Origin of the sequence: Mesorhizobium sp. C277A (genome assembly GCF_040324395.1) — a bacterium.
Lineage (GTDB): Bacteria > Pseudomonadota > Alphaproteobacteria > Rhizobiales > Rhizobiaceae > Mesorhizobium.
Genome location: NZ_JAMYVW010000002.1, coordinates 538,190 through 564,347, shown reverse-complemented (window position 1 = coordinate 564,347; position 26,158 = coordinate 538,190). Strand labels below are relative to the sequence as shown.

Below are 26,158 nucleotides of genomic sequence, written 5' to 3'. Positions count from 1 at the left end.
TCAACCCCCGAGATTTGCTTCGGTATCTGAAACTTTGCTGCTGCTGTCCGGCGTCGATGACGCCACCGGCTTGTTCTTTTGGACCGGGAACATGGTGTAGGACAGGGTGATCGTCTTCAAGTCCTTCAGTTCCGGCACGTTGACGATATCGGGATCCACATAGAACACGACCGGCATGTCCAGCGTCTCGCCGGGCTTCAGCGTCGTGTCGGTGAAGCAGAAACACTCGACCTTGTTGAAGTAGGGGCCCGCCAGTTCCGGCTGCACGTTGAAGGTGGCGCGGCCGGTAACGGCGCGGTCGAACTTGTTGGTGGCGCTGTAATGCGCCTGCGTGGTCTCGCCGATCTTGATGGTGACCGAGCGGGCGACCGGCTGGAACTGCCAGGGAATGCCGTTGGTGTTGGCGTCGAAGCGCACGGTGATGTCGCGGTCGAGGATGCGGCCGGCATATTGCTTTTCGGCCCGCTGCGTGGTGCCGCCATAGCCGGTGGCCTGGCAGAACATCTTGTAGAGCGGCACCGCGGCGTAGGCCATGCCGATCATGCCGCCGAAGAAGGCGACGCAGACGGCGGCGACGACGCGGTTGGTGTTCTTCTTCCTGGAATCGGTCACGGTCTGGCGGGTCATCATCGGTCTCATCCGGTATGGCCGAATTTCACGATGGTCGCGACGTAGAAGATGACGACCAGAATCGCCAGCGCGACGCCGATCGCCGCCGAACGGTTGCGCCGCGCCTTCTTCTGGCTTTCGGTCAGCGTGACCAGTTCAAGCTTCTTGTCGATCATGGTCATGCTCCACCGATGGCCAAAGCGCGACCGACGACACAGTCGGCAAGATAAATGGCGAAGATGGCGAAGAGGTAGAGCAGCGAATAGGCGAACAGAGCCTTGGCCGGCTTCATGACGCGGTCGCTGTCGGTCATGCACAGCACTTTCCAGGCATACCAGACGAAGCCGGCGCCGAGAGCCACTGATGCGACGCCATAGAAGGCGGTAGTGAAACCGAGCACCCAGGGCAGCACACCGATCGGCGCCAGGATCAGGGCGTAGGCAAAGATCTGGCGGCGGGTCGAGGCCTGGCCGGCGACGTTCGGCATCATCGGGATGCCGGCCTTGGCGTAGTCGTCGGACTTGAACAGTGCCAGCGCCCAGAAGTGCGGCGGCGTCCACAGGAAGATGATCAGGAACAGGACGAGGCTTTCCAGGCTCACCGTTCCGGTCACCGCGGCCCAGCCGATGACCGGCGGGATGGCGCCGGCGGCACCGCCGATGACGATGTTCTGCGGCGTCGAGCGCTTCAGCCACATCGTGTAGACGGCGGCGTAGAAGAAGATGGTGAAGGCAAGCAGCGCCGCCGACAGCCAGTTGACCAGTACGCCCAGCGTCATCACCGATAGCACCGAAAGCACAAGGCCGAAGCTCAGGGCTTCGCCGGGCAGGATGCGGCCGGAGGGTACCGGGCGGCCGGCGGTCCGGCTCATTACTGCGTCGATGTCGGCGTCGTACCACATGTTGAGCGCACCAGAGGCGCCGGCGCCGATGGCAATGGCCAGGATGGCGATCACCGCCAGCAGCGGGTTGATGGCCACGGGCGCAGCGACCATGCCGACAAAGGCCGTGAACACCACCAGCGACATGACGCGCGGCTTCAGCAGGGCGAAGAAATCGCCCGACGTGGCTTCCGACATGCGAAAGCCCGCTTCGTCAATCATTGGGTCGTCGACAAGGGCCATGCGTACATAAGTCCAATCATTCCGTTGGCCGAAACCGCCGGCGGGCCGGCGGTTTCGTATTCGGGCTGCCTTACTTGATCTTCGGCAGCTGTTCCCACTGGTGGAAGGGCGGCGGCGAAGGCAGCTGCCATTCGAGCGTCGTTGCACCCTCGCCCCACGGATTGGCGCCGGCGACGCGCTTCTTCTGGAAGGCCTCGAACACGCCATAGAGGAAGATCACCACGCCGACGGCCGATATATAGGAGCCGTAGGACGACACCATGTTCCAGCCGGCGAACGCGTCGGGATAGTCGATGGTGCGGCGCGGCATGCCGGCCAGGCCGAGGAAATGCTGCGGGAAGAAGATCAAATTGACGCCGACGAAGGTGACCCAGAAGTGGGTGTTGGCGATCACCGGCGAGTACATGTAGCCGGTCATCTTGGGGAACCAGTAGTACCAGCCGGCGAAGATGGCGAAGACCGCGCCAAGCGACAGCACATAGTGGAAGTGGGCAATGACGAAATAGGTGTCATGCAGCGAGCGGTCGAGGCCCGCATTGGCGAGCTGGACGCCGGTGACACCGCCGACCGTGAACAGGAAGATGAAGCCCAGCGCCCACAGCATCGGCGTCTTGAACGAGATCGAGCCGCCCCACATCGTCGCGATCCAGGAGAAGATCTTCACGCCTGTCGGCACGGCGATGACCATGGTGGCAAAGACGAAATAGCGCTGCGTGTCGAGCGACAGGCCGGTCGTGTACATGTGGTGCGCCCAGACGATGAAGCCGACGGCGCCGATCGCGACCATGGCGTAGGCCATGCCGAGATAGCCGAACACCGGCTTCTTCGAGAAGGTCGAGACGATGTGGCTGATGATGCCGAAGCCCGGCAGGATCAGGATGTACACTTCGGGGTGACCGAAGAACCAGAACAGATGCTGGAACAGGATCGGATCGCCGCCGCCATCCGGGGCGAAGAAGGTGGTGCCGAAATTGCGGTCGGTAAGCAGCATGGTGATGCCACCGGCCAGAACCGGAAGCGACAAGAGCAGCAGGAAGGCGGTGATCAGAACCGACCAGGCAAACAGCGGCATCTTGTGCAGCGTCATGCCCGGCGCGCGCATGTTGAAAATGGTGGTGATGAAGTTGATGGCGCCCAGGATCGAGGACGCGCCGGCAATGTGGATCGACAGGATCGCCAGATCCATGGCCGGCCCGGGCTGGCCGGAGGTCGACAGCGGCGGATAGAGCGTCCAGCCGCCGCCAACGCCATAGGCGCCGGGCGCGCTCGGCATGAAAGCCGAAGCGATCAGCAGCAGGAAGGCCGGCGGCAGCAGCCAGAACGAGATGTTGTTCATGCGCGGGAAGGCCATGTCAGGCGCGCCGATCATGATCGGCACCATCCAGTTGGCGAAGCCGCCGATCAGCGCCGGCATGACCATGAAGAAGATCATGATCAGCGCGTGCGCGGTGCCGAAGGCGTTGTACATGCTCTTGCCGCCGTCGATGGCGGCATCGCCGTTCATGCCGTAGACCATCTGCGCCAGACCGGTGAATATCTGGATGCCCGGCTCCTGCAGCTCCATGCGGATGACGACCGAAAGCGCGCCGCCGACGATGCCCGCGAAGATCGCAAAGATCAGGTAGAGCGTGCCGATGTCCTTGTGGTTGGTGGAGTACACCCACCGGACCCAGCCATGATAGGGCTTGTGGTCGTGGTCGTCGTGAGCTGCAGCTTCTGCCATGGTCGGCTCCGTTCCCTAATTCTTGCTAACCCGCGGCATCAATTGCCGGCGGCCGCTACCTTGTTGGTACCGTCGACCTCGGCCATCAGCGCCTTGTTGGCGCCGGGGAGGTCGGTCTTGGCTGCTGCCAGCCAGGTCTTGTACTGCGCATCGGATACGACGCGGACGGCGATCGGCATGAAGGCATGGTCCTTGCCGCAGAGCTGCGAGCACTGGCCGTAATAGATGCCTTCCTTTTCCGCCTTGAACCACGTCTCGTTGGTGCGGCCGGGAACCGCGTCCATCTTGATGCCGAAGGCCGGAACGGCAAAGGAATGGATCACGTCGGCTGCGGTAACCAGGACGCGCGTCATGGTGTTGACCGGCACGACCAGCTCGTTGTCGACCGCCAGCAGGCGCGGATAGACCTTGCGGTCTTCCTTGCCGATCGCGGCGCGGTCGGCGTCCTGCAGGATGGCCGAGTTGAAGGAGAGCGTGTTCTCGGTCTGGTACTCATAGTCCCAGTTCCACTGATTGCCCGTTACCTTGACGGTCAGCTTGGCCTCTTCCGGCGGCGTGTACTGCGCCGTCAGCAACTGGAACGAGGGAATGGCGATGAACAGCAGGACGACGACCGGCCCGACTGTCCAGATGATCTCGATCAGCGTGTTGTGGCTGGTCTTGGACGGAACCGGGTTTTTGCTGGCGCGGAACCTGAAGATGCACCAGGCGAGAAGCGCCAGAACCAAAGCAGTGATCGGGACGACGAACCACATCGTGTAGTTCCCGAACCACTCGATCTGCCGCATCATGTCTGTCGCCGGCGGCTGAAAAGTCATCTCCCACGGCTGCGGCTGGGCCGCATGGGCGGAGGCACCGGCGAAAAATGCGGCGGCGGCGCCTGCCGTTGCCATCAATTTGGCGCTTGCTGGGAATTTTCTCATCGCCCTCTTCATCTCCCGGTTCGTCGCGATCGCGACGCAAGAATATCGAACAATGCCGGGATGGGAATCCCGGACAGTCCCAAGGGTGGTTCAAACCATACTCTATTTCCCTCCGCAAGAAAGGAGCGGGCGAAACCGTGCGGCATTTTTGCGCGCAAGTGCTGCCGCGCTGTTTCGACGGCCTCGTGGCCCGCGCGGGTCGTCGACAGACAGGCTATGCGGGCTTGTGTCCGGAATGCGCCCGACGGTCGCAATTCGGGCGAATTTGCTAGGGAAAAGCGCATTATTGCGCCTGCCGGGGCTGACCGGCGGTCGCCCTATCCTTTACTTGGCCTTGGCGCGGCTTAAAGTGCCGTGATTCGCAATGGAGCCGTCATGACCTCTTGGCTTTCGAGAAACGCTTGGCATTCGAAGAGCGCCTGGCATTCGAAAAGCGCTTGGCTTTCGAGAAGCGGGGCGAAGGTCGTTTTTCTCGCCGCCCTGATCGGTATCGGCTCGTCCGCAACCGGCGTCGCCAATGCAGCGCAGCCCAGCGGCACGGTCAAGTCAACGCATGGCGCGTGGTCGATCATCTGCGACACGCCGGCCGGCGCCACCTCGGAACAATGCGTGATGATGCAGAACGTCGTTGCCGAGGATCGCCCGGAAATGGGACTGTCCGTCGTCGTCCTGCGCACCGCCGACAACAAGGCCGAGATCCTGCGCGTGCTGGCCCCGCTCGGCGTTCTGCTGCCCAATGGCCTGGGCCTCAATGTCGACGGCAAGGATATTGGCCGCGCCTATTTCGTGCGCTGCTTCCAGGACGGCTGCTATGCCGAGGTCATTCTCGAAAAGCCGCTGCTCGATACGCTGAAGACCGGGACGTCGGCCACCTTCATCGTCTTCCAGACGCCGGAAGAAGGCATCGGCATCCCCGTCGACCTCAAGGGCTTCGCCGACGGTTTTGCCGCCCTGCCCTGAGCTTGATGCTTGCGAAACCGTCTTTCCTCACAATTCCCACGGGTTTGATCTTTGGCTGTGGGGGTCATCATGCGTGCTTGTTCTTTGCTTTTGTCGACCGGTCTAATCCTGACCGGCGCCGTTTCCGTCGCCTTTGCCGAGGATTCCGAAATCATCACGGCGCCCGATCCGGCCGTCATTTTCGAGCTTGCGAAAGGCTATGGCTCGGCCAAGATGGACAAGGACGACGGGGCGATCCGATGGTCTCGGGCCGGCTTCAGGGCATGAAATATGTCATCTACTTCTATGGCTGCGAAAACCATGAGAAGTGCAAGTCGATCCAGTTCTCCTCGGGCTATACCGACCCCTTCACGGCCGACCAGGCCGATGAATGGAACAAGAAATATCGCTGGGTGAAGGCCTTTTCGGGTGACGGGTCGAACTTCAAGATGGATGTCATGTTCAGGGGCGGGGTTACCCGCTCCTACCTGCTGCGGATCGTCATTGCGGATTGTGCAGGCGCGTCTTCGCGCCTACATCGTGGCAACACCATTCCTCTTGTGAGCGGACCTGCCATGAACAGCCTGACCGGCCAATTCGACATTTCAGACGATCGCATCAAGCGGATCGTCGCCGACACACTGAACGGCGCCGACGACGGCGAACTGTTCCTCGAATACAGCGAGAGCGAAGCGCTGATGTTCGACAATGGCAGGCTGAAGACCGCCAATTTCAACACTGACCAGGGTTTTGGCCTTCGCGCCGTGGCCGGCGAGGCCAGCGGCTACGCCCATTCCAGCGATCTTTCCGAGGCGTCGCTGCTGCGCGCCGCCGACGTCGTCTCGACCGTCAAGGGCGGCTATTCCGGCACGCTTGCCGCGGCACCCGCGCGCACCAACCGCCATCTCTATGGCGAGGAGAACCCGATCCCCTCGCCTTCCTTCGAGGTCAAGGCCAAGCTGTTGCAGGAGATCGACGCATGGCTGCGTGCCGAGGACCCGCGCGTGCGCCAGGTGACGGCCTCGCTCGCGGCGTCCTGGCAGCATGTCGAGATCGTGCGCGCCGACGGCCAGATCGTGCGCGACATCCGCCCGCTGGTCCGCATCAACGTTTCCGTCGTCGTCGGCGACGGCGACCGCCAGGAAAGCGGTTCCTATGGCATGGGCGGGCGCAAGGCGTTCGGCGAGTTCCTGGTCGAGGACGCCTGGAAGCATGCGGCCAGGGAGGCGCTCAGGCAGGCGCTGGTCAATCTCGAAGCCATTCCCGCGCCGGCCGGAACGTTCGACATCGTTTTGTCCAGCGGCTGGCCGGGCGTCATGCTGCATGAGGCTGTCGGCCACGGGCTGGAAGGCGACTTCAACCGCAAGAAGACGTCCGCCTTCGCCGGCCTGCTGGGCCAGCAGGTGGCGGCCAAGGGCGTTACCGTGGTCGATGACGGCACCATGCCGGAGCGGCGGGGTTCGCTGACCGTCGACGATGAAGGCACGCCTTCGGCCCGCAATGTGCTGATCGAGGACGGCAAGCTTGTCGGCTACATGCAGGACCGCCAGAACGCCCGGCTGATGGGCATGAAAGCCACGGGAAACGGCCGGCGCGAAGGCTATGCGCACCAGCCGATGCCGCGCATGACCAACACCTATATGACGGCGGGCGACATGGAGCCGGACGAGATCATCGCCTCGGTCAAGACCGGCATCTATGCCGTATCCTTCGGCGGCGGCCAGGTCGACATCACGTCAGGCAAGTTCGTGTTCGGCTGCACCGAGGCCTACATGATCGAGAACGGCAAGGTGACGCAGCCGATAAAGGGCGCCATGCTGATCGGCAACGGACCGGACGCCATGCACCGCGTTTCGATGATCGGCAACGACATGAAACTCGACACCGGCATCGGCATGTGCGGCAAGGCCGGACAAGGCGTGCCGGTCGGCGTCGGCCAGCCGCATCTCAGGATGAACCAGATGACGGTCGGCGGCACCAGGGTTTGAGCGAGGAGACGTCGGCGGGCTTGAATAGTTCCCCTCACAGGGATATCTTACCTTTGTCTTACACAAGGGTAATACCGCAATGGGTGCAATAGAAAAGCTTATAACGACCGTCTCGACCAAGGGACAAGTCATCCTGCCCAGCGCTATCCGCAAACGGAGGGACTGGGGCGCGGGCACGCGCCTGCAGGTCGAAGACACACCGGACGGTGTACTTTTGAGACCGGCGCCTGCCTTTGCCCCGACACGACCAGAAGATGTCTTTGGTGTCCTGCCGCACAGTGGCAGACCGAAGACCTTGGAGGAGATGGACGCGGCCGTCCTTGCTGAAGCACGGCGGCGCCATGCTCGCGATTGATACCAACGTTGTCGTCAGGTATCTGACGAACGACGATCCCGAGCAGTCCCCGCGAGCCCGGCGGCTGATCGACGGTCAGCCCGTTTTCGTCGCCGTCACGGTGATCCTGGAGGCTGAGTGGGTGCTGCGCAGCGGCTATGGTTATGATCAGGCCTCGATCGTCAATGCACTGCGGGTGTTCGGCGGGCTTCCCACTGTCGAGATAGAGGATGCTGCGATCGTCTCTTCCGCGGTCGATCTAGCCGAGACGGGAATGGATTTCGCCGATGCGCTCCATCTGGGCAAGTCCTCGCACTGCTCAGCATTTGTGTCCTTCGACCGTAAGTTCATCAAGGCCGCACAAGCGGCCGGGTACGAAAGCGTTCGCGAAGGCTAGTTTGCCAGCCGGCTACGTCTTGCGGGGGGCGGCAAACTCAAGCACGGCCTTGTGAAAATCGGCGGATTAACGTCGCCGTTTCGGCTTCTCCAGCAGCGCCACGGCCTCGACATGCGGCGACCACAGGAACTGGTCGATGGGCGTGACGCTCTTCAAGATGTAGCCGCCGTCAATCAGGATGCGCAGGTCGCGTGCCAGCGTCACCGGATTGCAGGAGACGGCGGCGACGAACGGCACATCCGAGCGGGCGATCTGCTTCGACTGGTCCTCGGCGCCGGCGCGCGGCGGGTCGAAGACGACGCCATCGAAAGCATTCAGCTCCTTGAACGTCAGCGGCCGCCGGAACAGGTCGCGGCGTTCGCCGGTTACCCGCTTCAGGCCGGTGGCGAAGCGCGATCCGCGGTCGAGCGCCGAAAGGGCTGCCGCGTCGCCTTCGACCGCGTGGACTTCGGATTTGGCCGCCAGCCGAAGCGCAAAGCTGCCGCAGCCGGCGAAAAGATCCGCGACTTTCCTGGCCCGCTTCAGATGTCCGCCAACGAGATCGGCCATCGTCTGCTCGGCGGCTTGCGTTGCCTGCAGGAAGGCGCCAGGCGGTATGGCGACAGCGACGGTGCCGAACATGACCACCGGCTTTTTCGGCTCGATGACAATCTCGTCGTCGATCGAAAGCCGGGCAAAGCCATTGGCCATGATGAAGTTGGAGGCGACCCGGCGCTGGTTCTCGCCCAGCTTGCCCGACTCATAGACAGCGACGTCAAGCCCCGAGCCCGTCACAGTGACCGCCATCCGGAACGATTTGGTGGTGGCGCAAACCAGGTCGGCGACCGACCTCAAGCGATCGAGCGCGGCAACGATCTCCGGCAGCGAGATCGGACATTCCTCGATGGGGATGATTTCCGGCGACAGATGGCGATGGAAGCCAAGCAGCATGCCTGTGTCGGCGCGCCTGGCGGCAAGCACGACGCGGCGGCGTGTGTGTGGCGCACACGGCACCAGGGCGCCGATGTCGCCGGCAATGCCTTTCAAGGCGTGCACGACCTTGTCGCGTTTCCATTGCTGGTAAGCGTCGGCTTGCAGATGCTGGACGGCGCAGCCGCCGCATTCGGTGAAATGCCGGCAGGCCGGATCGATACGCAGCGGCGACGTCTCCAATACCGCCATCAGCATGGCGCGATCCCTCTCGCGCGCGGCGGTGACGGTCTCGCCGGGCAGGGTGAAGGGAATGAACAGCTCGCCGGTTTCCGTCTCGGCGACGCCGTCGCCCTGCGAACCCAGTCTCTTGATGGTGAAGCCCGTGCTCATCAGTCCTTGGCCCCGGCATCCTTGATCCCGGCAAGCAGGAATTCGCGGTTGCCGTCCCCGCCTTCGATCGGCGACATGTGCAAGCCCAATGTACGCCAGCCAGGGACGCCTTCGAGCCATTCCTGCAGCAAGCCGGCCACACGGGCGGCGTCATAAGGGTCTTTCAAAAGACCGCCCTTGCCGATCGCCTCGCGGCCGGCCTCGAATTGCGGCTTGACCAGAAACACCGCACGAGCGCCGTCCCGTGCCAATGCCAACGCCGGTGGCATCGCCAGTTTCAACGAGATGAAGCTGACATCGGAGACGATGAAATCGGGGATACGGCCGCCGAGATCGGCAGCCGCGAGCTCGCGAGCGTTGAGGCCCTCGATGACGGTGACGCGCGGGTCGGACGAGACACCGGGATGCATCTGGCCGTGGCCGACATCGACGGCAGTGACATGGGCCGCGCCGCGTTCGAGCAGCACCTGGGTGAAGCCGCCTGTCGAGGCGCCGATATCGAGAGCTTCACTGCCCGCGGGATCGAGACTGAAATGGTCGAGGCCGGCGATCAGCTTCAGCGCCGCGCGTGAGACATAACCCTGCGCCGGGTCGTCGATGACGATGAGACAGTGCGGCAGAACCGTCTGGCCGGGCTTGCGGGCGACCACGCCGTCGACCATCACGGTGCCGCGCTCGACCGCGTCGCGGGCGCGCGAGCGGCTCGCAAACAGGCCGCGCTGGACGAGCAATTCGTCGAGCCGCTGGCGTGTGCTGGCTGGCAGAGGGGAGTTCATCGGCCTTCATGGCGAAAGCCGGCCGCGAAGGCAAGGACATTGGCATAGGAGGACGTCGAGACCCGGGCCGCAAGCCAGTCCGCCCGGTTGAATAGCGCAGCCAGTCCGGCAAGATGTAGAGGCTCAGGCAATGCGGAGGAAGACGAATGCTGACGGGAACCTGCCATTGCGGCGCCGCCCACTGGACCCTGGAAGGCGATCCCCGGCCCGATCACGGCCTGCAATTGCACGCTTTGCCGCCGCTATGGCACGCTCTGGGCCTATGACTTTGTCGACGAGCGTATCCGGCTTGCGGGGCCTGTGCAGTCCTACACCCGCGCCGGCAAGGAGACGCCGTCGCTGGAAATCCTGTTTTGCCCGACATGTGCCTGTGTGCTTGCCTGGCGCGGTTTGCGCCGCAGCGACAGCGGCCGCACGCGTGTCGCCGTCAATGTCAGGCTGGCACCGCCTGAGGCGGTCGCCGACCTGCCGATCGACCATTTCGACGGGCTGGACACTTATGACGACCTGCCGCGCGATGGGCGCTGCGTGCGCGATATGTGGTTTTAGAAGATCGTCCGTGAGACCTGCCGTTCAACGGCCGGCATCAGGCCGTCGCTTCCGTCATCTGAAGCCTGCTTGCGCGGGCGCTCGACAGCAACGACTGGTGCGTCCGGCACGACGACAAGCTGCGGCACCTGCTTGTAGGAAAAAGCGCCCCTGATATCGCCCATCTTGCGGGCGACGATGCCTGCCACCGCCTGTTCGAGCTTGCGGTCATAGCGCGTCTCGGCCATGGCCGGCGCGGCGATGACGGCCAAAAGGGCCGCGCCGCACAGAAGCGTTCGCATTGTTTTTAACTCCCTGCCTGGAGGCAGTTCTAGCAGGGCGGCGTTGAAAAACGGCCAAAAGAGACGGTAAGCGAAACGCCAAAGAGAAGCGTTAACAAAGTGTCAGGCTTGCACAGGCAACTGCTTCAGCTGCGTGAGGTTTGATTCAGGCGCGCTGCGCGCGCGCGGAATGGCCGAGCGCGACGAACACGGTGCGCACGATGCCGGCCGCGTCGAGCCCGGCATCGGCATACATTTTTTCCGGCTTGGCGTGGTCGGTGAACTCGTCCGGCAGCACCAGCGGCCGAACTTTCAGACCGCTTTCCAGCAAGCCTTCATGGGCGAGGAACTGCAGCACGTGGCTGGCGAAACCGCCGACAGCCCCCTCTTCCACCGTCACCAGCACTTCGTGCGAGCGGGCGAGACGGCGGATCAAATCCTCGTCCAGCGGCTTGGCGAAACGGGCGTCCGCAACCGTCGTCGAAAGCCCTGCCGCGCCGAGTTCCTCGGCCGCCAGCAGACAGTCCTGCAGTCTTGTGCCAAAGGACAGAAGCGCCACCTTGGTGCCTTCCCTGACGATGCGGCCCTTGCCAATTTCGAGCACCGAGCCGCGCTCCGGCATGTCGACGCCGACGCCATTGCCGCGCGGATAGCGGAAGGCGATCGGGCCTTCGTCATAATAGGCGGCGGTGCGCACCATGTGGCGAAGCTCCGCCTCGTCGGCGGCCGCCATCACCACGAAGCCCGGCAGCGTCGCCAGGAAGGTGGTGTCGAAGGCGCCGCAATGAGTGGCGCCGTCGGCGCCGACGAAACCGGCGCGGTCGATCGGGAAACGCACCGGCAGTTTCTGGATCGCCACATCATGGACGACCTGATCGTAGGCGCGCTGCAGGAAGGTCGAATAGATGGCGGCGAAGGGCTTGTAGCCCTCGCTGGCGAGGCCGGCGGCGAAGGTCACGGCATGTTGCTCGGCAATGCCGACATCGAAGGTCCGGGTCGGAAACGCTTCGCCGAACAAATCGAGGCCGGTGCCGTTCGGCATGGCGGCGGTGACGGCGACGATACGTTCGTCCAGGCGGGCTTCCTGGACCAGGCTTTCGGCAAACACCTTGGTGTAGGCCGGCGCATTGGCCGGGGCCTTGGTCTGCGCGCCGGTGATGACGTCGAACTTGTTCACGCCATGATATTTGTCGGCCGCAGCCTCGGCCGGCGCGTAGCCCTTGCCCTTCTGGGTCACGACATGGATCAGCACCGGACCGTCGGCATGGTCGCGGACGTTCTTCAGCACCGGGATCAGATGCTCGAGATTGTGGCCGTCGATCGGGCCGATATGGTAGAAGCCAAGCTCCTCGAACAGCGTGCCGCCGGTGACGTAGCCGCGCGCATGCTCGACCGCCCGCTTGATGGCGCGATCGGCACGCTTGCCGAGATAGGAGGTCAGTTTCTTGCCGAAGTCGCGCAGGCCAAGATAGGTCTTGCCAGAGGCAAGCCGCGCCAGATAGGCGCTCATGGCGCCGGTCGGCGGCGCGATCGACATGTCGTTGTCGTTGAGAATGACGATCAGGCGAGCATCGAGCGCGCCGGCATTGTTCATGGCTTCATAGGCCATGCCGGCAGACATGGCGCCGTCGCCAATGACGGCAATGACATTGTTGTGGCCGCCGGAGAGGTCGCGCGCCATGGCCATGCCGAGGCCAGCGGAAATGGAGGTCGAGGAGTGCGCGGCGCCGAACGGGTCGTATTCGCTCTCGGCGCGACGGGTGAAGCCGGACAGGCCGCCCTCCTGGCGCAGCGTGCGGATGCGGTCGCGGCGGCCGGTCAGGATCTTGTGCGGATAGGCCTGGTGGCCGACATCCCAGATCACGCGGTCTTCCGGCGTGTTGAAGACATAGTGCAGCGCCACCGTCAGTTCGACGACACCGAGGCCGGCGCCGAGATGCCCGCCCGTATGCGAGACGGCATCGATCAGCTCGGCGCGCAGCTCCGAGGCCAGCTGCGGCAGCTCGCTTTCGTCAAGCTTCTTCAGGTCGGCTGGAATGCGGACCTTGTCGAGAAGCGGCGTATGCAGCGTTGCGTTCACTGGTAAAGGGCCTGCTCAGCTATGATGCGCGTCGATCATGGCGAAATATGCCTGCGTCGCCGGAATGTAAATGCGTGTCAGTGACGCGGGTGATGCTGACGTTAATTGTCCGGTAACGGAATGAACTCTTCCTCGTCTCCGGGAACGATATCGAAGCGGCCCGTCTTCCATTCCTGCTTGGCCTGTTCGATGCGTTCCTTCGACGACGAGACGAAGTTCCACCAGATGTGGCGCGGGGAGCCGAGCGAAGCGCCGCCGAAGAGCATGAAATGGGCGCCGCGCTCGGACGACACGACGATCTCGTCGCCAGGCCGGAACACCAGCAGCCGTTCGGCCGGAAAACGGTCGCCCGAGATTGAGACATCGCCGTCCAGCGTGTAGATGGCGCGTTCCTCGGCGTCGGCGGGAATTTTGACGCTGGCGCCGGGCGCCAGCCTCAGATCGGCGTAGAGCGTCTCGGTGTCGGCTCTTACCGGCGAGCGCAGTCCCTGGAAATCGCCGATCACCACGCGGCCGGAAACACCTTCGGCGTCGATCTCGGGCAGAAGGAGCGCGGCCGTGTTCTCGAAAACCGGCGCCACTTCCTCCTTGCCGTCGGGCAAAGCCAGCCATGTCTGCAGGCCGGAGACCGACATCGGCGCGCCGCGCAGTTCTTCGGGCGTGCGCTCGGAATGGACAATGCCGCGGCCGGCGGTCATCAAATTCACGTCGCCGGGCTGGATGACCATCTCGGTGCCGAGCGAATCGCGGTGCCTGATATTGCCGTCGAACAGATAGGTGACGGTGGAAAGCCCGATATGCGGGTGCGGGCGCACATCCATCGCCTGGCCGGCGCGCAAGATCGCCGGCCCCATGCGGTCGAAGAAGATGAAGGGACCGACCAGCCGCCGCTTTGCCGTCGGCAGAGCGCGGCGAACCTGGAAGCCGCCAATATCCTTGGCGTTTGGAATGACCATGAGCTCGATCTGGTCGCTGGCGAAGGCATCGCCAGGCTCAGGGTCCTTGCCGGGGAAGAAACTCATCTGGATGTCCTCAGGCGAAGCGGAGCGCCGATTTGGCTTTTGCCTTGGCCGCCACCTCTTCGCGATTGCGCGGATGATGCGTGGTTTCCAGCGAATGCAGCAATTCATGCGCCGATTCGGCGATCGCCTCGACGGCACGGTCGAAGGCCGCCTGGTTGCGCTGCGAGGGCCGCGTCGTTCCGCTCAGTTTGCGCACGAATTGAAGCGCGGCGTCGCGGATCTCGTCATGGGTCGCCGGCGGCTCGAAATTGAACAGGGTCTTGATGTTTCTGCACATGCTTGAACTCCTATCTGCTTTATGCCCGCCCCATTCCACTACTCCGCGTCGAGCGGCTCCGTTCCCACCGGTTTGCCATCACGCGACAGCCTGATCTTCTCGACCTTGTCTTCGGCGGCCTTCAGCAGCCGGTCGCAATGGGCCTTCAGCGCTTCGCCGCGCTCATAGATCTTGATCGACTGGTCGAGCGGCACGTCGCCGCGTTCGAGATCATCGACAATCTTTTCCAGCGCGTCGAGTGCCTGCTCGAAGCTCATCGCCTTGACGTCTTCGTTTGCTTCGCCAGCCATACTTTATCCCTTCATCAGCCGCCCGACATGGGCAGCGACCGAAAATGCCAATCCCTGCAGATCGTAGCCGCCCTCGAGCAGGCTGACGAGCCGGTTGCCGCTGTGGCGCCCGGCGCGTTCCAGCAACTGGCCGGTCGCCCAGTCGAAATCGTCCTCGCTGAGGTTGATCTCGGCCAACGGATCGCGATGGTGAGCGTCGAAGCCTGCGGAAATGATGATCAGATCGGGCGCGAAATTGTCGAGTGCCGGCAGGACGCGCGACAGCAAGGCATCGCGAAACATGTCCGAGCCGGTCTGCGGCGCCAGCGGCGCGTTGACGATGTTGCCGGCGCCGGTTTCGTTTTTAGCCCCGGTGCCGGGATAGAGCGGCATCTGGTGCGTCGAACAATAGAGCACCGAGGGATCGTCCCAGAAAATGTCCTGCGTGCCATTGCCGTGATGCACGTCCCAGTCGACGATGGCGACACGCTCGGCGCCGTGTTTCTTCTGCGCGTAGCGGGCCGCGATCGCCGCGGTGTTGAACAGGCAAAAGCCCATGGCCGTGGTCTTTTCGGCATGATGGCCGGGCGGACGCGCGGCGACGAAGGCATTGGCAACGCTGCCCTCGAAAACATCGTCGACGGCAGCGTTGGCCGCACCGATGGCAGTGACCACCGCCTGCCAGCTTTTCGGGCTGGCGCTCGTGTCGGCGTCGATCGAGGCAATGCCGCTTTCAGGGATCGCGGCGCGGACGCGGGCGACGAAATCCTCGGGGTGGGCGTAGAGGATTGTGGCCTCGTCGCCTTGCGGCGCCGTTACCCGATCGAGTGCGGTGAAGGCCTCGTCGTCGAGCACGCGCTCGATAGCGCGCAAGCGGTCCGGCCGCTCCGGATGACCGGGGGGCGTCAGATGTTCGAGGAAGATCGGATGGGTGTAGAGCCTGGTGACCATGACCCGATATAGGCGCGCCCGGCCGCTTTGACCATGGTTTGACGCCGCACCGCCCCGACGTTCAACAGGGATTACACCCCGGGCGCCGGCTGCGTCCAGCGCGAGCCGCCGAAGGAGGCCAGCGCCTTATCCCTGAGTTCCCTGAACTTGGACGACCCCTCGGCCAGCCGCTGGTCCCATTCGGCGTTCGGCACCTGGCCTTCGATGGTCTTGAAATAGACCTGCATCAGGCAGGCTATGGCGAAGGGTTCGATGAAGGCCGCCTTGAAGGCCCAGGCAAGGAGGATGGCGAGCACGAAGGCCCAGCCGCCGAGCTGCCCCGGAATGAACCACATGATGGCGGCGGCCGGCGCCAGCATCAAAAGGAAGATGACGAAGGACACACCCCACATGATGACCGCCAGCCAGATGGCGTTCTTGACCATGGTCTTGCCGTTCTGGGCGTAGAGCACGACGCCTTGCCGGGCTGTCTCGAAGGGCGATGATGAATTGATGCGGATGTTGTAGCCGAGGATGATCTCGTCGACATAGGTCAGCGACAGGCGGATGACCGTATTGATGAAAGCGATCAGGCCGCCGAGACCCGGAATGGGCAGGAAGGCGGCGATGCCGCCGATCAGGCCGGTGATGGCGCGGATGGCGCCCTTGACCAGCTGGTCGACCACGAAAAGGATGTTGGCCTCGGCGAAACGCTCCTTCACCACGTCCTTGGCGTAGGCGATCTGGTCCTGCCCATTGGGAACGTCCCGGCCATCGATCAAATGGACCATGACGGCGATATGGCCGGCCTTGACGACATAGAGGATGTATTCGCGGATCCAGTACAGCGCGATCGAAACGACGCCGATGCCGACGATGCCGCCCCAGAGCGCAAAAGACAGCGGCCCGTCGGGATCGGTGGAGATGTGGCCGACGCCATAGCCGACCGAGGCGCCGCTGCCGGTCGCCACGATGTAGGCGAGCGTAATGCCGAAATAGACGATCATGCGAAAGACGATGAATGGCCATGTCCTGATCATGATGGACACCGACCTGCCGATTTCGAAATCCCACATGCGCCCGAATCTCCCCTCAGAGATGGACGGCGAGGATGAACCCGGGCCGGGAATTGTCAATCTCGGCAATGCCGGGGATCGGCTGGCGAGATTTCAGACCGGCTGCGAGTCCTGCTTTTTAAGCAAGCCTTCAAGCAACTGCTGGAAGGCCGCCACCACGGTCTTCGACGTGGCTTCGGGGTCGTTCGAATTGGCGATGCGCTGTGCCGCCTGGCTGCTGGCGCCGTTGATCAGCCGGGCGGCGGTTTCGGGGTCGACGCCGGGGACGACCACCCCCTCCTGCTGCAGAGCCGTCAGATGATCGGTCATTGAACCGACGCAGGCATTGGCATTCGGCCATTGCGCCGGATCGCCGAGCACAGCCGGACCGTCGCGAAACATGATGCGCTGGATTTCCGGCTCCAGCGCCATCTCGATATAGGTCGTGCATTCGTCGACGAAACGCTGCCAGCGGCTTGGCGCCCGCGACGCAATCTCATGGATGCGGACGGCCATCTCGCCATCGATTTCGGCGATGACAGCCTGCAGCAGGCCCTTCTTGTCGCCGAAATGATGGTAGAGCGCGCCGCGGGTCAGCCCGGCCGAGGCGGTGAAGTCGTCCATCGACGCCTCGGCATAGCCGATTGTGCCGAAAGCGTGGCGGGCCGCCGTGATCAGCTTGGCGCGCGTTTCGGCAATCATCTCCTTGCGGGGTCTGTGCATGGTTCTGGCCTTATTCACATACGCTTCGTATGCCAATTGACATACGCGGCGTATCGACTACCTATATTCATACGGACCGTATGTAATTGTCGAATTGGCCTTTGTCGAGGAACCAGCCATGCAAAACCCATACTCGGAAATCTTTGGTGCCCCTGGAGCCAAGGGGTTTGCCGCCGCGGGCTTCCTCGCGCGGCTGCCGATCGCCATGGCGCCGATCGGCATCGTGGCCATGCTCTCGCAGACGCGTGGCGAATACTGGCTGGCGGGAGCTGTCTCGGCGACGTTCGCGCTGAGCAACGCTTTCGTGGCGCCGCAGATATCACGGCTGGTCGATCGCCTCGGCCAGACGCGGATCGTGATTCCGACCACCATCCTCACCGTGCTCGCCTTCGCGGTGCTGATTGCCGCAGCCAATCAGGACTGGCCGGTGTGGACGCTGTTTGTGTCGGCACTGGCGGCCGCCGCCATGCCCAGCATGCCGGCGATGGTGCGCGCGCGCTGGACCGAGATTTTTCGCGGCCGGCCGCAGATGAACACCGCATTCGCCTTCGAATCGGCGGCGGACGAACTCGTCTACATTGCAGGCGCATCGCTGTCGGTGGGCTTGAGTGCCGCTCTGTTCCCGGAAGCCGGTGTCCTGGTCAGCACGCTATTCCTCGCCCTTGGCTCGGCAGCCTTCATCCTGCAGCGTTCGACCGAACCACAAGTGCGGCCGGTGAATCATGTCTCGAGCGGCTCGGCAATCCGGCTCAGGTCGGTGCAGATCATCACCTTCGCCCTGATCTTCGTCGGCGCCACCTTCGCGACCACGGAAGTGAGCACGGTGGCGATCACCAAGGAACTCGGCCAGCCGGGCGCCGCCAGCCTCGTCATCGGCGTCTATGCGCTGGGATCGTTCGTGCTCGGCCTTATCGTCGGCGCGCTCAACCTGAAAGCGCCGCTGCAGCGCCAGTTGGCCCTCGCGGTCGCCCTCGTTGCGCTCGGCACGCTGCTGCCGCTCACCGCCGACACGGTGCCGCTGCTGGCGCTGACCGTTTTCATCAGCGGCGTGGCGATCTCGCCAACCTTCATCACCGCCTTCGGCCTGATCGAACGCCACGTGCCGGAAGCGATGCTGACCGAAGGCATCACCTGGGTGATGACAGGCATCGGCATCGGCATGGCGCTCGGTTTGTTTGCCGCCGGTGCGGTGGTGGATGAATTCGGCGCCCGCAACGGGTTCTGGGTCTCGGTGGCGGCCGGCGTCATCGCATTGGTGACGGTGTTGCTGGGCCAGCGCAGCCTGGCCACCCGCGCCTGCGAGCTGGACGGCTGCGGTGCAGCCGCCGTTCCCGCGGAATAAACGCACAAGCGTCCGGTCGGGAACGCGGATCGGACGCAGCTTCTCCAAAGGAGCGCGGCTCCCTACGACTGTTCAAGCCTCTTGCGGATCTCGTTTCCATCGAGAACGACAACAGGACTTCCCAGTGTCTCAACCATATCCGGGTTCAGATGGGGTATGGTTTCAGCGCGCCCGACCATCGGCGGACATTCTCCGGCGCAATACACGACCGAGCTGGTGACACGCAGGATTTTCCACAGCGCTTCGTAGAGGCGCGGATCGTCGGGCGGCCGCGCGACGGTGAAGCCTGAACATCGCGAGGCATCGCCGGGGTCGAAATTGAGATAGAGGTCGGCCGACGACGCATCGTCATAGGCGACGACCCAGCAGGTGAATTCAGGTTCACGCCTGGTGACGAACGGCGCGAAGGCATCCTCGACGATCGATGTGGGGAAGTAGCTCTCTTCGCCATCTTCAAAGCAATTGAGATAGGCCTCGAAGCTCATCCGACCGCCCCCTGTCCCCTAGAAAATCTCGGTCTTGGCGATATGAATGCCAAAGCCCTCAAGCCCGACATAGTGGCGTTCGCGCGAGGCGATCAAATTGATCGAGGAGATGCCGAGATCCTTGAGAATCTGCGCGCCGAGGCCGATTTCTCGCCACTCGTTCTCACGGCGGCGGGCCTCTTCGTGGTCCTCACGGTCGGCACTCATCGGCCGGTTGCGCTCCTGATGGGCGACGCCGACCGAACCCTCTCGGAGGTAAACGATGACGCCGCGCTTGCGTTCGCCCATCGCCTTCATAATGGCGTCGAGCCGGTGGCTGGTGCCGAACACGTCGGTCACCACATCCTCCGAATGCAGCCGCACCGGCACGTCCTCGCCGTCACGGATGTCGCCGAAAACGACCGCGACATGGTGCATGGAATCCCAGGGCAGCGTGTAGGTGAAGACCTGTGCCTTGCCGCCGAGTGTGTCGATTTCGGAGCAGGCGACGCGTTCGACCAGCGTTTCCTTGCGCTGCCGGTAGGCGATGAGGTCGGCGACCGAGACCTGCTTGAGGCCGTGTTCCTCGGCAAAGCTCGCCACCTGCGGGCCGCGCTTGACGGTGCCGTCGTCATTGACCAACTCCGAGATCACGCCAACCGGCGGCAGGCCGGCAAGCTTGCAGAGATCGACCGCGGCTTCGGTATGGCCCGAACGCATCAGCACGCCGCCTTCCCTAGCGATCAGCGGGAAGATGTGGCCGGGGCGAACGAAATCCGAACCGCCGACATTGCCGTTGGCCAGGTTGCGCACGGTCAGCGTGCGGTCCTCGGCCGAAATGCCGGTGGTGGTGCCATGCTTGAAATCGACGCTGACGGTAAAGGCCGTGGTGTGGGCGGAATCATTGTCGGCGACCATCGGCTGCAGATTGAGCCGCTTGGCCTCCTCGCGCGGCATCGGCGTGCAGACGATGCCGGAGGTGTGACGGATGATGAAGGCCATTTTCTCCGGGCTGCAATGCACGGCGGCAACGATCAGGTCGCCCTCGTTCTCACGCCCGTCATCGTCCATGACGACGACGATCTCGCCGCGCTCGAAGGCGCGGATGGCTTCGACGATTTTCTTCTGATCGTATGGCATTGGCTCGCTTCGCTCGCAGGGAATAGGGGTTGGGCAGTAGGAGTTAGGGAAGGAAGTACGGGCTGGCTTATTGCCTAATCCCTACTGCCTAATCCCCGGCCTGTCTGTCCCCGGTGCCGCAGATAATGGTCGGCGATGGCGCAGGCAACCATGGCTTCGCCGATCGGCACGGCGCGGATGCCGACGCAGGGGTCGTGGCGGCCCTTGGTCATGACGTCGACGTCGTTGCCGTCCTTGTCGATGGATTTGCGCGGCGTCAGGATCGACGAGGTCGGCTTGACGGCGAAGCGGGCGACGATCGCCTGGCCGGTCGAGATGCCGCCCAGAATGCCGCCGGCATTGTTGGACAAGAAGACCGGCTTGCCGTCATTGCCGATGCGCATCTCGTCGGCATTCTGTTCGCCGGTGATGCGGGCGGCTTCGAAACCGTTGCCGATCTCGACGCCCTTGACGGCGTTGATCGACATCAGGCCGGACGCGATGTCCTGGTCGAGCTTGGCGTATATCGGCGCGCCAAGGCCGGCCGGCACGCCGTCGGCGACGATCTCGATAACCGCGCCGACCGAGGAGCCGGATTTGCGGATGCCGTCGAGATAGCTGGTGAAGACCGGAACGGAGGCCGGATCGGGGGTGAAGAACGGGTTTTCGGCGTCACCGATGAAATTCCAGTTCCAGTTGGCGCGGTCGATCGATTTCTCGCCCATAGACACCAGCGCGCCGCGCACCACCATGCCGGGCACCACCTTACGGGCGAGCGCGCCGGCGGCCACGCGCGCGGCCGTCTCGCGGGCCGAGGAGCGGCCGCCGCCGCGATGGTCGCGCAGGCCGTATTTGACGTCATAGGTGTAGTCGGCGTGGCCGGGCCGGTACTGGCGGGCGATCTCGCCATAGTCCTTGGAGCGCTGGTCGACATTCTCGATCAGCATCGAGACGGGCGTGCCGGTGGTGATCATCGTCTCGCCGTCCTCGTCGAGGATGAAGCCGGATAGCACGTTCACCTCGTCCGGCTCGCGGCGCTGGGTCACAAAACGCGACTGGCCGGGACGGCGCTTGTCGAGTTCGGCCTGGATTTCGGCCCGTGTGAAGCGGATGCCGGGCGGGCAGCCGTCGACGACACAGCCGAGCGACGGGCCATGGCTTTCGCCCCAGGTGGTGACGCGGAAGAGATGGCCGAACGTGTTGTGAGACATGAATTTTAGCCCTGCCCGGCAGCGGAGCCGGATCAAGGGTGCGTTCTATTGGCGTTTTCCACAGCGGTCAAACTGTGATCCGGCGGTTTTAGTTTTGACACATTCGGTTGGTTTCTGCTCTCTTCCATCCGCCCGTTGAAAGCTCGCCGCCATCCGTGCAGGCGCAATGACAAAGAGGACGACGATGCGTACCCTGATTGGCGCTGCTGCCGCCATGTTGCTGATTTCCACCGCCGCCTATGCCGGCCAGACCGAAGGCCTGATCAAGAAGGTCGACAAGGACGCGCTGACGCTGACGCTGGAGGACGGCAAGTCCTTCAAGCTCAACGCCGAGACCGATCTCGATTCGCTAAAGCCGGGCATGGATATCGTCATTGCCTATGACGTGACGAATGGCGAGAACGTCGTCACCGACATGGAACTGCCCGACACCGAGTAACACCGACGCCGAACAGGGTCTTGCCGCTCGGCGGAGCCCTGCCCGGATAAACAGGACGGTCGTCCTGTTTTTATCTGCTCGAACCTAAAGCCAATCCAGACGCCCGTCCTGCAGCCTGAGCACCCGGTCCTGCCGCACTTCCAGGTTTGCCGCTTCATGTTCGGAAACACCTTCGACCATCCGAAACAGAGTCCGCACGACGCCACCATGCGTGACGCAGACCGTCTGGCGGTCGAGCGCCTCGAACCACGGCTTCACCCGTTCGAGCAGCATCTGGTAGCTTTCGGCGCCCTCGCCCGGCGGCTGGAAATTCCATTTGTTGCGTCGTCGCGCCTTCGCCGAGCCCGGCATTCGCGCGTCGAGTTCGGCATAGGTAAAGCCCTGCCAGTCGCCAAAGTGCACCTCGACCAGACGCGGGTCGGTGCGGTAGGCATCGGGATCGAGCTGCATCGCCAAGCGCAGCCGCTGCATCGTCTCGCGCGTCCGCTTCATCGGGCTGGCGACAAAGTCGAAATCCTCAGGATTCTGGATCAGTTCGGCCAGCCGCCGTCCATTGCGGGTCGCCTGCTCGCGGCCGAGCGCGTTGAGATCGGTGTCGGCCTGGCCCTGCAGCCGCGACTCGGCATTCCACTGCGTCTGGCCATGGCGCACGATGTAGACGAGCGGAACCATCAGGTCTTCCGGAAATCAGGACAGGCGGGCGGAAACCGCGGCAGAACTATTCCTTGACGGTCGAAATATCCGGCGCGTCGACCGCCTTCATGCCGACGACGTGATAGCCGGAATCGACATGGTGCACCTCGCCGGTGACGCCACGCGACAGGTCCGACAGGAAATAGACGGCGGAATCGCCGACTTCTTCCTGGGTGACGGTCTGCTTCAGCGGCGAATTGTATTCGTTCCACTTGAGGATGTAGCGGAAGTCGCCGATGCCCGAAGCAGCCAAGGTCTTGATCGGCCCGGCCGAGATAGCGTTGACGCGGATCTTCTTGCCGCCGAGGTCGACGGCGAGATAGCGCACGCTGGCTTCGAGCGCGGCCTTGGCGACACCCATGACGTTGTAATGCGGCATGACCTTTTCGGCGCCGTAATAGGTCAGCGTCAGCAGCGAGCCGCCATCGGTCATCAACGCTTCGGCGCGCTTGGCGATGGTGGTGAAGGAATAGACCGAAATGTCCATGGTGCGCAGGAAATTGTCGCGCGTCGTCTCGACATAGCGTCCGGTCAGCTCGTCCTTGTCGGAAAAGGCGATGGCATGGACGAGGAAGTCGAGCTTGCCGCCCCAATGCTTGGCGACATTGGCAAACACCTCGTCGAGGCTCGCCGGATCAGTGACATCGCAATGACCGGCGACAAAGGCGCCCAATTCCGCAGCCAGCGGCTCGACGCGCTTCTTGAACGCCTCGCCCTGATAGGTCAGCGCGATCTCGGCGCCATGGTCGACGCAGGCCTTGGCGATGCCGTAGGCAATCGATCTGTTGTTGGCGACGCCCAGTATAAGGCCGCGCTTGCCGGCCATAAGGCCCTGTCCACCCGCCATGTCAGCGCTCTCCGAAAGATTTTCTGCTTTGGAGTGCCTATCGCACAGGCAGAAAGGCGCATCAAGCGCAGACGGGGCGCGCGTTCAATTCAGACACTCGGCGTGACAACGAATGGGGGATAATAACGTTGTTGTGAGATTTGAACGCCTCACTGCGGCCAGCGCGCCTTGATGGCCCAGGCCCGCCCGACCAGCCGAATCGGCTGGCCGGCAACGCATCGGCCCTATCCAGCCATTTTGCGCCAGGGAATGAGCATTCCCACCTGCTTGCGGTAGCTTCGGTACTGATCGCCGAACATCGCGACGAGATCGCGTTCCTCGAGGAAGATGCCGAGCAAGATGTAGCCGGTGCTGCCCGCCGCGAACAGGAGATGGCCCCATGTCATGGACGGCGTCGCCCAGAAGGCCAGGAGGAAGCCGACATAGAGCGGGTGCCGGACCCATTTGTAGAACAGTGGCGTCCTGAACACGGGCGGCGCCGGTTCGCTCTTGCGCAAAGCGGCGAGAACCTGGCGCAGGCCGAACAGTTCGAAATGGTTGATCAGAAAGGTGCTGGTCAACAATACCGCCCAGCCGAGCCAGAACACGCCATGGATGACGGCGACCCAGACCGGGTTCTCGACCGTCCAGACGAGACCGGGAATCGGCCGCCATTGCCAGTAGAGCAGCAGCAGGATGAGGCTGGCCAAAAGCACATAGGTGCTGCGTTCGGCCGCGTGCGGGACAATCCGTGTCCACCAGCGCTTGAAAACCGGTCGCGCCATGATGCTGTGCTGGGCGGCGAAAAGGCCGAGCAGCAGTGCATTGACGATGACGGCTTCGACCGGACTTCCAGCGACTCCGGAATCGATCGATTTCGGCACGACCATGTTGCCGACGAAACCGACCGCATAGAGAAACGAACCGAGAAAAATCAGGTATGCGGCAACGCCGTAGATAAGGGTGATTACGCCCGCCATGACTGCCCCTCCATGCAAGCATCAGGATTCGGTCGGTCGACCGAATTCAGCGTCAAAAACCATAAATTTTCTAGCGAGTCAACTTGATCGGTCGCTCGACCGAGATAGAGTGGAGGGACGTCCAGCCCCGGACAGGAGAAGCTATGATCCGCCCAGATTGCACCGCTACCAGCGGCAGCCACGCCGCATGACGGACGCTGCCCAAGCCGTTACCCCGCCGCAGAACAAGCAAAAGCGCGACACGCGCGCCGAACTGATTTCGGCTGCCGAGTTATGCCTCCATCGAGGCGGTTATGCCGATCTGTCGACGCGCCGCGTTGCCGAGATCGCCGGCGTTCCGCTCAGCCAGATCCATTACCATTTCGGCTCCAAGGAACGGCTGTTCCTGGCGCTGCTCGACCATCTGAACGAGGGCCTGCTGAAGCGCCAGGCGGAGACTTTTGCGGCACCTATGCCGCTGTGGCAACGCTGGGAGCGCGCTTGCGATTTCCTCGACGATGATCTGGCGTCCGGCTATGTCCGGATCCTGCACGAGATGATCGCGGCAAGCCTGTCGAGCCCCGAAATCGCCAAGGCGGTGCGCCGCGACCTGCGCGGCTGGTTCGAACTGCTGGACGGACTGGCGCAAGAGGCGGAGCGGCGGTTCGGCGGCCTCGGGCCATTCTCCGCCGCCGAAGTGACCAGCCTGGTCAGCGCCGCCTTCCTCGGCAGCGAGACGATGATCCTGCTGGAGATCGAGAGCCCGCATGTCCCGGTACGGCAGGCGCTGCGCCGCTTCGGCGAAACCATCCGGCGGATGGAGGAAGTGGCGCCCGGCAGTTAGCCAGCGAAGTCGAGCCGCGTCAGCCTTTGCGGCTGCGCATCAGCGCTTCGAGTTCGCTGTCGCCGCCTTCCGGCAGCATGATGCGGACATGGGCGTAGAGATCGCCATGGCCGCCGGCCTTTTCCGGCAAGCCCCTGCCCTTCAGGCGCAGCACCTTATCGGAACTCGACCAGGCCGGAATGTTGACCGCCAGCCTGCCGGTCGGCGTGTCGACCGGCACCTTGGCGCCCAGCACCGCGTCGGCCAACGCTACCTCCAGATCGGCATGCAAGTCACGGCCCTCGATGCGGTAGCGCGGGTGCCTGCGGATACGGATCTTGACCAGCGCATCGCCCGGCTGTCCCGGCCCCTGCTCGCCCTGGCCCTTCAGCCGGATGGTCTGGCCATCCTCGACATAGACCGGCAGCTTGACCGCGATCTTGCGGCCGTCGGGGAACATCGCCGTCACCTTTTCGGCGGTCGCTATCTCCTCGATGGTGACGTCGAGCGTGACGTTCAGATCGGCGGCGGTCGCCTGCTGGCGGCGGTCGCCTGTTCCGGCGCCGCGCGCGCCGGAAAAGGCGTCGCCGAAGATCTGGCTGAAAATGTCGCTGTTGCCGTCGAACGGATCGCCGCCCGGACGCCCCGATCGGAATTCGAAGCGCGAGCCGCCGGCGCCCTGCTGGCGGCGGAAGCCACCGAACGGATCGCCGCCGCCGGCTGCGCCCTCGAAGCCCTGGAATTTCGGCTTGCCGTCGGCGTCGATCTCGCCGCGGTCGAAGGCCGCACGGTTCTTCTCGTCGCCGACGACCTCATAGGCCTGATTGGCGGCGGCAAAACGGTCCTTGGCCTTGGGATCATTCGGATTCTGGTCCGGATGATACTTCTTGGCGAGCTTGCGGTAAGCCGATTTTATGTCCTTGGCCGATGCGTTCTTGGCAATGCCCAGCACCTCATAGGGGTCGCGCATGCGTCCTGCCCTGGAAAATGAGTTAAATCCACG

General features: G+C 63.4%; 30 protein-coding genes and 1 pseudogene. 9 read left to right on the top strand and 22 right to left on the bottom strand.

The genetic code is table 11. The features are described 5' to 3' along the window. The 5 genes from NKK52_RS02730 to coxB all read right to left on the bottom strand — a co-directional run bounded on the left by NKK52_RS02730 (position 1) and on the right by coxB (position 4,390). Entirely contained in the window at positions 1-627 is a 627-nt protein-coding gene (locus tag NKK52_RS02730) for a cytochrome c oxidase assembly protein (RefSeq protein ID WP_031204367.1), read from the bottom strand. Between the two features lie 8 nt (positions 628-635). Further along, positions 636-791 carry a cytochrome c oxidase system small membrane protein gene (locus tag NKK52_RS02725; protein ID WP_023668418.1) on the bottom strand — a complete coding sequence of 52 codons (156 nt, stop codon included), beginning with the start codon at positions 789-791 and terminating at the stop codon, positions 636-638. Continuing rightward, positions 788-1,732 carry a heme o synthase gene (locus NKK52_RS02720; protein WP_023685421.1) on the bottom strand — a complete coding sequence of 315 codons (945 nt, stop codon included), beginning with the start codon at positions 1,730-1,732 and terminating at the stop codon, positions 788-790. The genes NKK52_RS02725 and NKK52_RS02720 overlap by 4 nt, the downstream gene beginning before the upstream one ends. Positions 1,733-1,802: 70 nt before the next feature. Next, a complete protein-coding gene (ctaD, locus tag NKK52_RS02715; protein ID WP_023668420.1) occupies positions 1,803-3,455 on the bottom strand; it encodes a cytochrome c oxidase subunit I in 1,653 nt (550 codons plus the stop codon). Between the two features lie 38 nt (positions 3,456-3,493). Next, the gene (coxB, locus tag NKK52_RS02710) at positions 3,494-4,390 is read right to left on the bottom strand and encodes a cytochrome c oxidase subunit II (RefSeq protein ID WP_050485823.1); all 897 of its coding nucleotides are present in this window, start codon (positions 4,388-4,390) and stop codon (positions 3,494-3,496) included. A gap of 363 nt (positions 4,391-4,753) precedes the next feature. Here coxB and NKK52_RS02705 point away from each other — a divergent pair, with 363 nt between their 5' ends. From NKK52_RS02705 to NKK52_RS02685, 5 genes are all read left to right on the top strand, one after another. Then, the gene (locus NKK52_RS02705; RefSeq protein WP_023668422.1) at positions 4,754-5,338 is read left to right on the top strand and encodes an invasion associated locus B family protein; all 585 of its coding nucleotides are present in this window, start codon (positions 4,754-4,756) and stop codon (positions 5,336-5,338) included. A gap of 69 nt (positions 5,339-5,407) precedes the next feature. Beyond that, positions 5,408-5,605 carry a hypothetical protein gene (locus NKK52_RS02700; RefSeq protein WP_155923284.1) on the top strand — a complete coding sequence of 66 codons (198 nt, stop codon included), beginning with the start codon at positions 5,408-5,410 and terminating at the stop codon, positions 5,603-5,605. Then, the gene (gene tldD, locus NKK52_RS02695; RefSeq protein WP_023685418.1) at positions 5,602-7,305 is read left to right on the top strand and encodes a metalloprotease TldD; all 1,704 of its coding nucleotides are present in this window, start codon (positions 5,602-5,604) and stop codon (positions 7,303-7,305) included. The genes NKK52_RS02700 and tldD overlap by 4 nt, the downstream gene beginning before the upstream one ends. A 79-nt stretch (positions 7,306-7,384) precedes the next feature. Further along, positions 7,385-7,660 carry an AbrB/MazE/SpoVT family DNA-binding domain-containing protein gene (locus NKK52_RS02690; RefSeq protein ID WP_081725433.1) on the top strand — a complete coding sequence of 92 codons (276 nt, stop codon included), beginning with the start codon at positions 7,385-7,387 and terminating at the stop codon, positions 7,658-7,660. Then, positions 7,647-8,036: a type II toxin-antitoxin system VapC family toxin gene (locus NKK52_RS02685; protein ID WP_023692077.1), complete on the top strand. Its 390-nt coding sequence runs from the start codon at positions 7,647-7,649 to the stop codon at positions 8,034-8,036. Before NKK52_RS02690 ends, NKK52_RS02685 begins: the two co-directional genes overlap by 14 nt. A 66-nt stretch (positions 8,037-8,102) precedes the next feature. On the opposite strand, the gene NKK52_RS02680 is transcribed toward NKK52_RS02685, so the two are convergent. Together NKK52_RS02680 and NKK52_RS02675 are read right to left on the bottom strand one after the other, a co-directional pair. Next, positions 8,103-9,338 carry a class I SAM-dependent RNA methyltransferase gene (locus tag NKK52_RS02680; RefSeq protein ID WP_023668426.1) on the bottom strand — a complete coding sequence of 412 codons (1,236 nt, stop codon included), beginning with the start codon at positions 9,336-9,338 and terminating at the stop codon, positions 8,103-8,105. After that, the gene (locus tag NKK52_RS02675) at positions 9,338-10,114 is read right to left on the bottom strand and encodes a TlyA family RNA methyltransferase (protein ID WP_023685417.1); all 777 of its coding nucleotides are present in this window, start codon (positions 10,112-10,114) and stop codon (positions 9,338-9,340) included. Before NKK52_RS02675 ends, NKK52_RS02680 begins: the two co-directional genes overlap by 1 nt. A 146-nt stretch (positions 10,115-10,260) precedes the next feature. Between NKK52_RS02675 and NKK52_RS02670 the strand changes: the two are divergent. After that, positions 10,261-10,663: pseudogene (locus tag NKK52_RS02670) on the top strand (GFA family protein). Here the strand turns inward: NKK52_RS02670 and NKK52_RS02665 are convergent. The 8 genes from NKK52_RS02665 to NKK52_RS02630 form a co-directional block, all read right to left on the bottom strand. After that, complete coding sequence (locus tag NKK52_RS02665) at positions 10,660-10,944, bottom strand: hypothetical protein (protein ID WP_023668429.1); 285 nt, start codon at positions 10,942-10,944, stop codon at positions 10,660-10,662. The pseudogene NKK52_RS02670 and the gene NKK52_RS02665 overlap by 4 nt on opposite strands. Positions 10,945-11,089: 145 nt before the next feature. Further along, positions 11,090-13,003, bottom strand: a complete 1,914-nt coding sequence (dxs, locus tag NKK52_RS02660) for a 1-deoxy-D-xylulose-5-phosphate synthase (RefSeq protein ID WP_023685414.1) — start codon at positions 13,001-13,003, stop codon at positions 11,090-11,092. Between the two features lie 101 nt (positions 13,004-13,104). Next, a complete protein-coding gene (locus NKK52_RS02655; protein ID WP_023685413.1) occupies positions 13,105-14,025 on the bottom strand; it encodes a pirin family protein in 921 nt (306 codons plus the stop codon). A 10-nt stretch (positions 14,026-14,035) separates the two neighbouring features. Further along, positions 14,036-14,302, bottom strand: a complete 267-nt coding sequence (locus NKK52_RS02650) for a DUF2277 domain-containing protein (protein ID WP_023668432.1) — start codon at positions 14,300-14,302, stop codon at positions 14,036-14,038. A 38-nt stretch (positions 14,303-14,340) separates the two neighbouring features. Then, positions 14,341-14,592 (bottom strand): exodeoxyribonuclease VII small subunit, encoded by a 252-nt coding sequence (locus NKK52_RS02645; protein ID WP_023668433.1) that lies wholly within the window; start codon positions 14,590-14,592, stop codon positions 14,341-14,343. Between the two features lie 3 nt (positions 14,593-14,595). Then, the gene (locus NKK52_RS02640; protein ID WP_023685412.1) at positions 14,596-15,522 is read right to left on the bottom strand and encodes a histone deacetylase family protein; all 927 of its coding nucleotides are present in this window, start codon (positions 15,520-15,522) and stop codon (positions 14,596-14,598) included. A 71-nt stretch (positions 15,523-15,593) separates the two neighbouring features. Continuing rightward, entirely contained in the window at positions 15,594-16,577 is a 984-nt protein-coding gene (locus NKK52_RS02635) for a hypothetical protein (protein WP_023685411.1), read from the bottom strand. Between the two features lie 93 nt (positions 16,578-16,670). Beyond that, positions 16,671-17,279: a TetR/AcrR family transcriptional regulator gene (locus NKK52_RS02630; RefSeq protein WP_023685410.1), complete on the bottom strand. Its 609-nt coding sequence runs from the start codon at positions 17,277-17,279 to the stop codon at positions 16,671-16,673. Positions 17,280-17,397: 118 nt separating this feature from the next. Between NKK52_RS02630 and NKK52_RS02625 the strand changes: the two genes are divergently transcribed. Next, positions 17,398-18,621 carry an MFS transporter gene (locus tag NKK52_RS02625; RefSeq protein WP_031204363.1) on the top strand — a complete coding sequence of 408 codons (1,224 nt, stop codon included), beginning with the start codon at positions 17,398-17,400 and terminating at the stop codon, positions 18,619-18,621. Positions 18,622-18,683: 62 nt separating this feature from the next. Here the strand turns inward: NKK52_RS02625 and NKK52_RS02620 are convergent, their stop codons facing one another. The 3 genes from NKK52_RS02620 to aroC form a co-directional block, all read right to left on the bottom strand. After that, positions 18,684-19,106, bottom strand: a complete 423-nt coding sequence (locus NKK52_RS02620) for a hypothetical protein (protein WP_023685408.1) — start codon at positions 19,104-19,106, stop codon at positions 18,684-18,686. 18 nt (positions 19,107-19,124) lie between these two features. Next, on the bottom strand, positions 19,125-20,225 hold the full coding sequence (gene ribB / locus NKK52_RS02615; RefSeq protein ID WP_023685407.1) for a 3,4-dihydroxy-2-butanone-4-phosphate synthase: 1,101 nt from the start codon (positions 20,223-20,225) through the stop codon (positions 19,125-19,127). 74 nt (positions 20,226-20,299) lie between these two features. After that, positions 20,300-21,415 (bottom strand): chorismate synthase, encoded by a 1,116-nt coding sequence (gene aroC / locus NKK52_RS02610; protein ID WP_023685406.1) that lies wholly within the window; start codon positions 21,413-21,415, stop codon positions 20,300-20,302. Positions 21,416-21,599: 184 nt separating this feature from the next. On the opposite strand from aroC, the gene NKK52_RS02605 reads away from it, so the two are divergent. Continuing rightward, on the top strand, positions 21,600-21,854 hold the full coding sequence (locus tag NKK52_RS02605) for a DUF1344 domain-containing protein (RefSeq protein WP_023685405.1): 255 nt from the start codon (positions 21,600-21,602) through the stop codon (positions 21,852-21,854). Between the two features lie 84 nt (positions 21,855-21,938). Here the strand turns inward: NKK52_RS02605 and NKK52_RS02600 are convergent, their stop codons facing one another. The 3 genes from NKK52_RS02600 to mddA all read right to left on the bottom strand — a co-directional run bounded on the left by NKK52_RS02600 (position 21,939) and on the right by mddA (position 24,353). After that, positions 21,939-22,526, bottom strand: coding sequence for a histidine phosphatase family protein (locus NKK52_RS02600; protein ID WP_023685404.1), 588 nt, complete (start codon positions 22,524-22,526; stop codon positions 21,939-21,941). Between the two features lie 46 nt (positions 22,527-22,572). Continuing rightward, the gene (fabI, locus tag NKK52_RS02595; protein WP_023727494.1) at positions 22,573-23,394 is read right to left on the bottom strand and encodes an enoyl-ACP reductase FabI; all 822 of its coding nucleotides are present in this window, start codon (positions 23,392-23,394) and stop codon (positions 22,573-22,575) included. Positions 23,395-23,618: 224 nt separating this feature from the next. After that, positions 23,619-24,353: a methanethiol S-methyltransferase gene (mddA, locus tag NKK52_RS02590; RefSeq protein ID WP_023685403.1), complete on the bottom strand. Its 735-nt coding sequence runs from the start codon at positions 24,351-24,353 to the stop codon at positions 23,619-23,621. Positions 24,354-24,540: 187 nt separating this feature from the next. Between mddA and NKK52_RS02585 the strand changes: the two genes are divergently transcribed. Beyond that, complete coding sequence (locus NKK52_RS02585; RefSeq protein ID WP_023685402.1) at positions 24,541-25,176, top strand: TetR/AcrR family transcriptional regulator; 636 nt, start codon at positions 24,541-24,543, stop codon at positions 25,174-25,176. 19 nt (positions 25,177-25,195) lie between these two features. Here the strand turns inward: NKK52_RS02585 and NKK52_RS02580 are convergent, their stop codons facing one another. After that, positions 25,196-26,125 (bottom strand): DnaJ C-terminal domain-containing protein, encoded by a 930-nt coding sequence (locus NKK52_RS02580; protein ID WP_023685401.1) that lies wholly within the window; start codon positions 26,123-26,125, stop codon positions 25,196-25,198. Positions 26,126-26,158 lie beyond the last annotated feature (33 nt).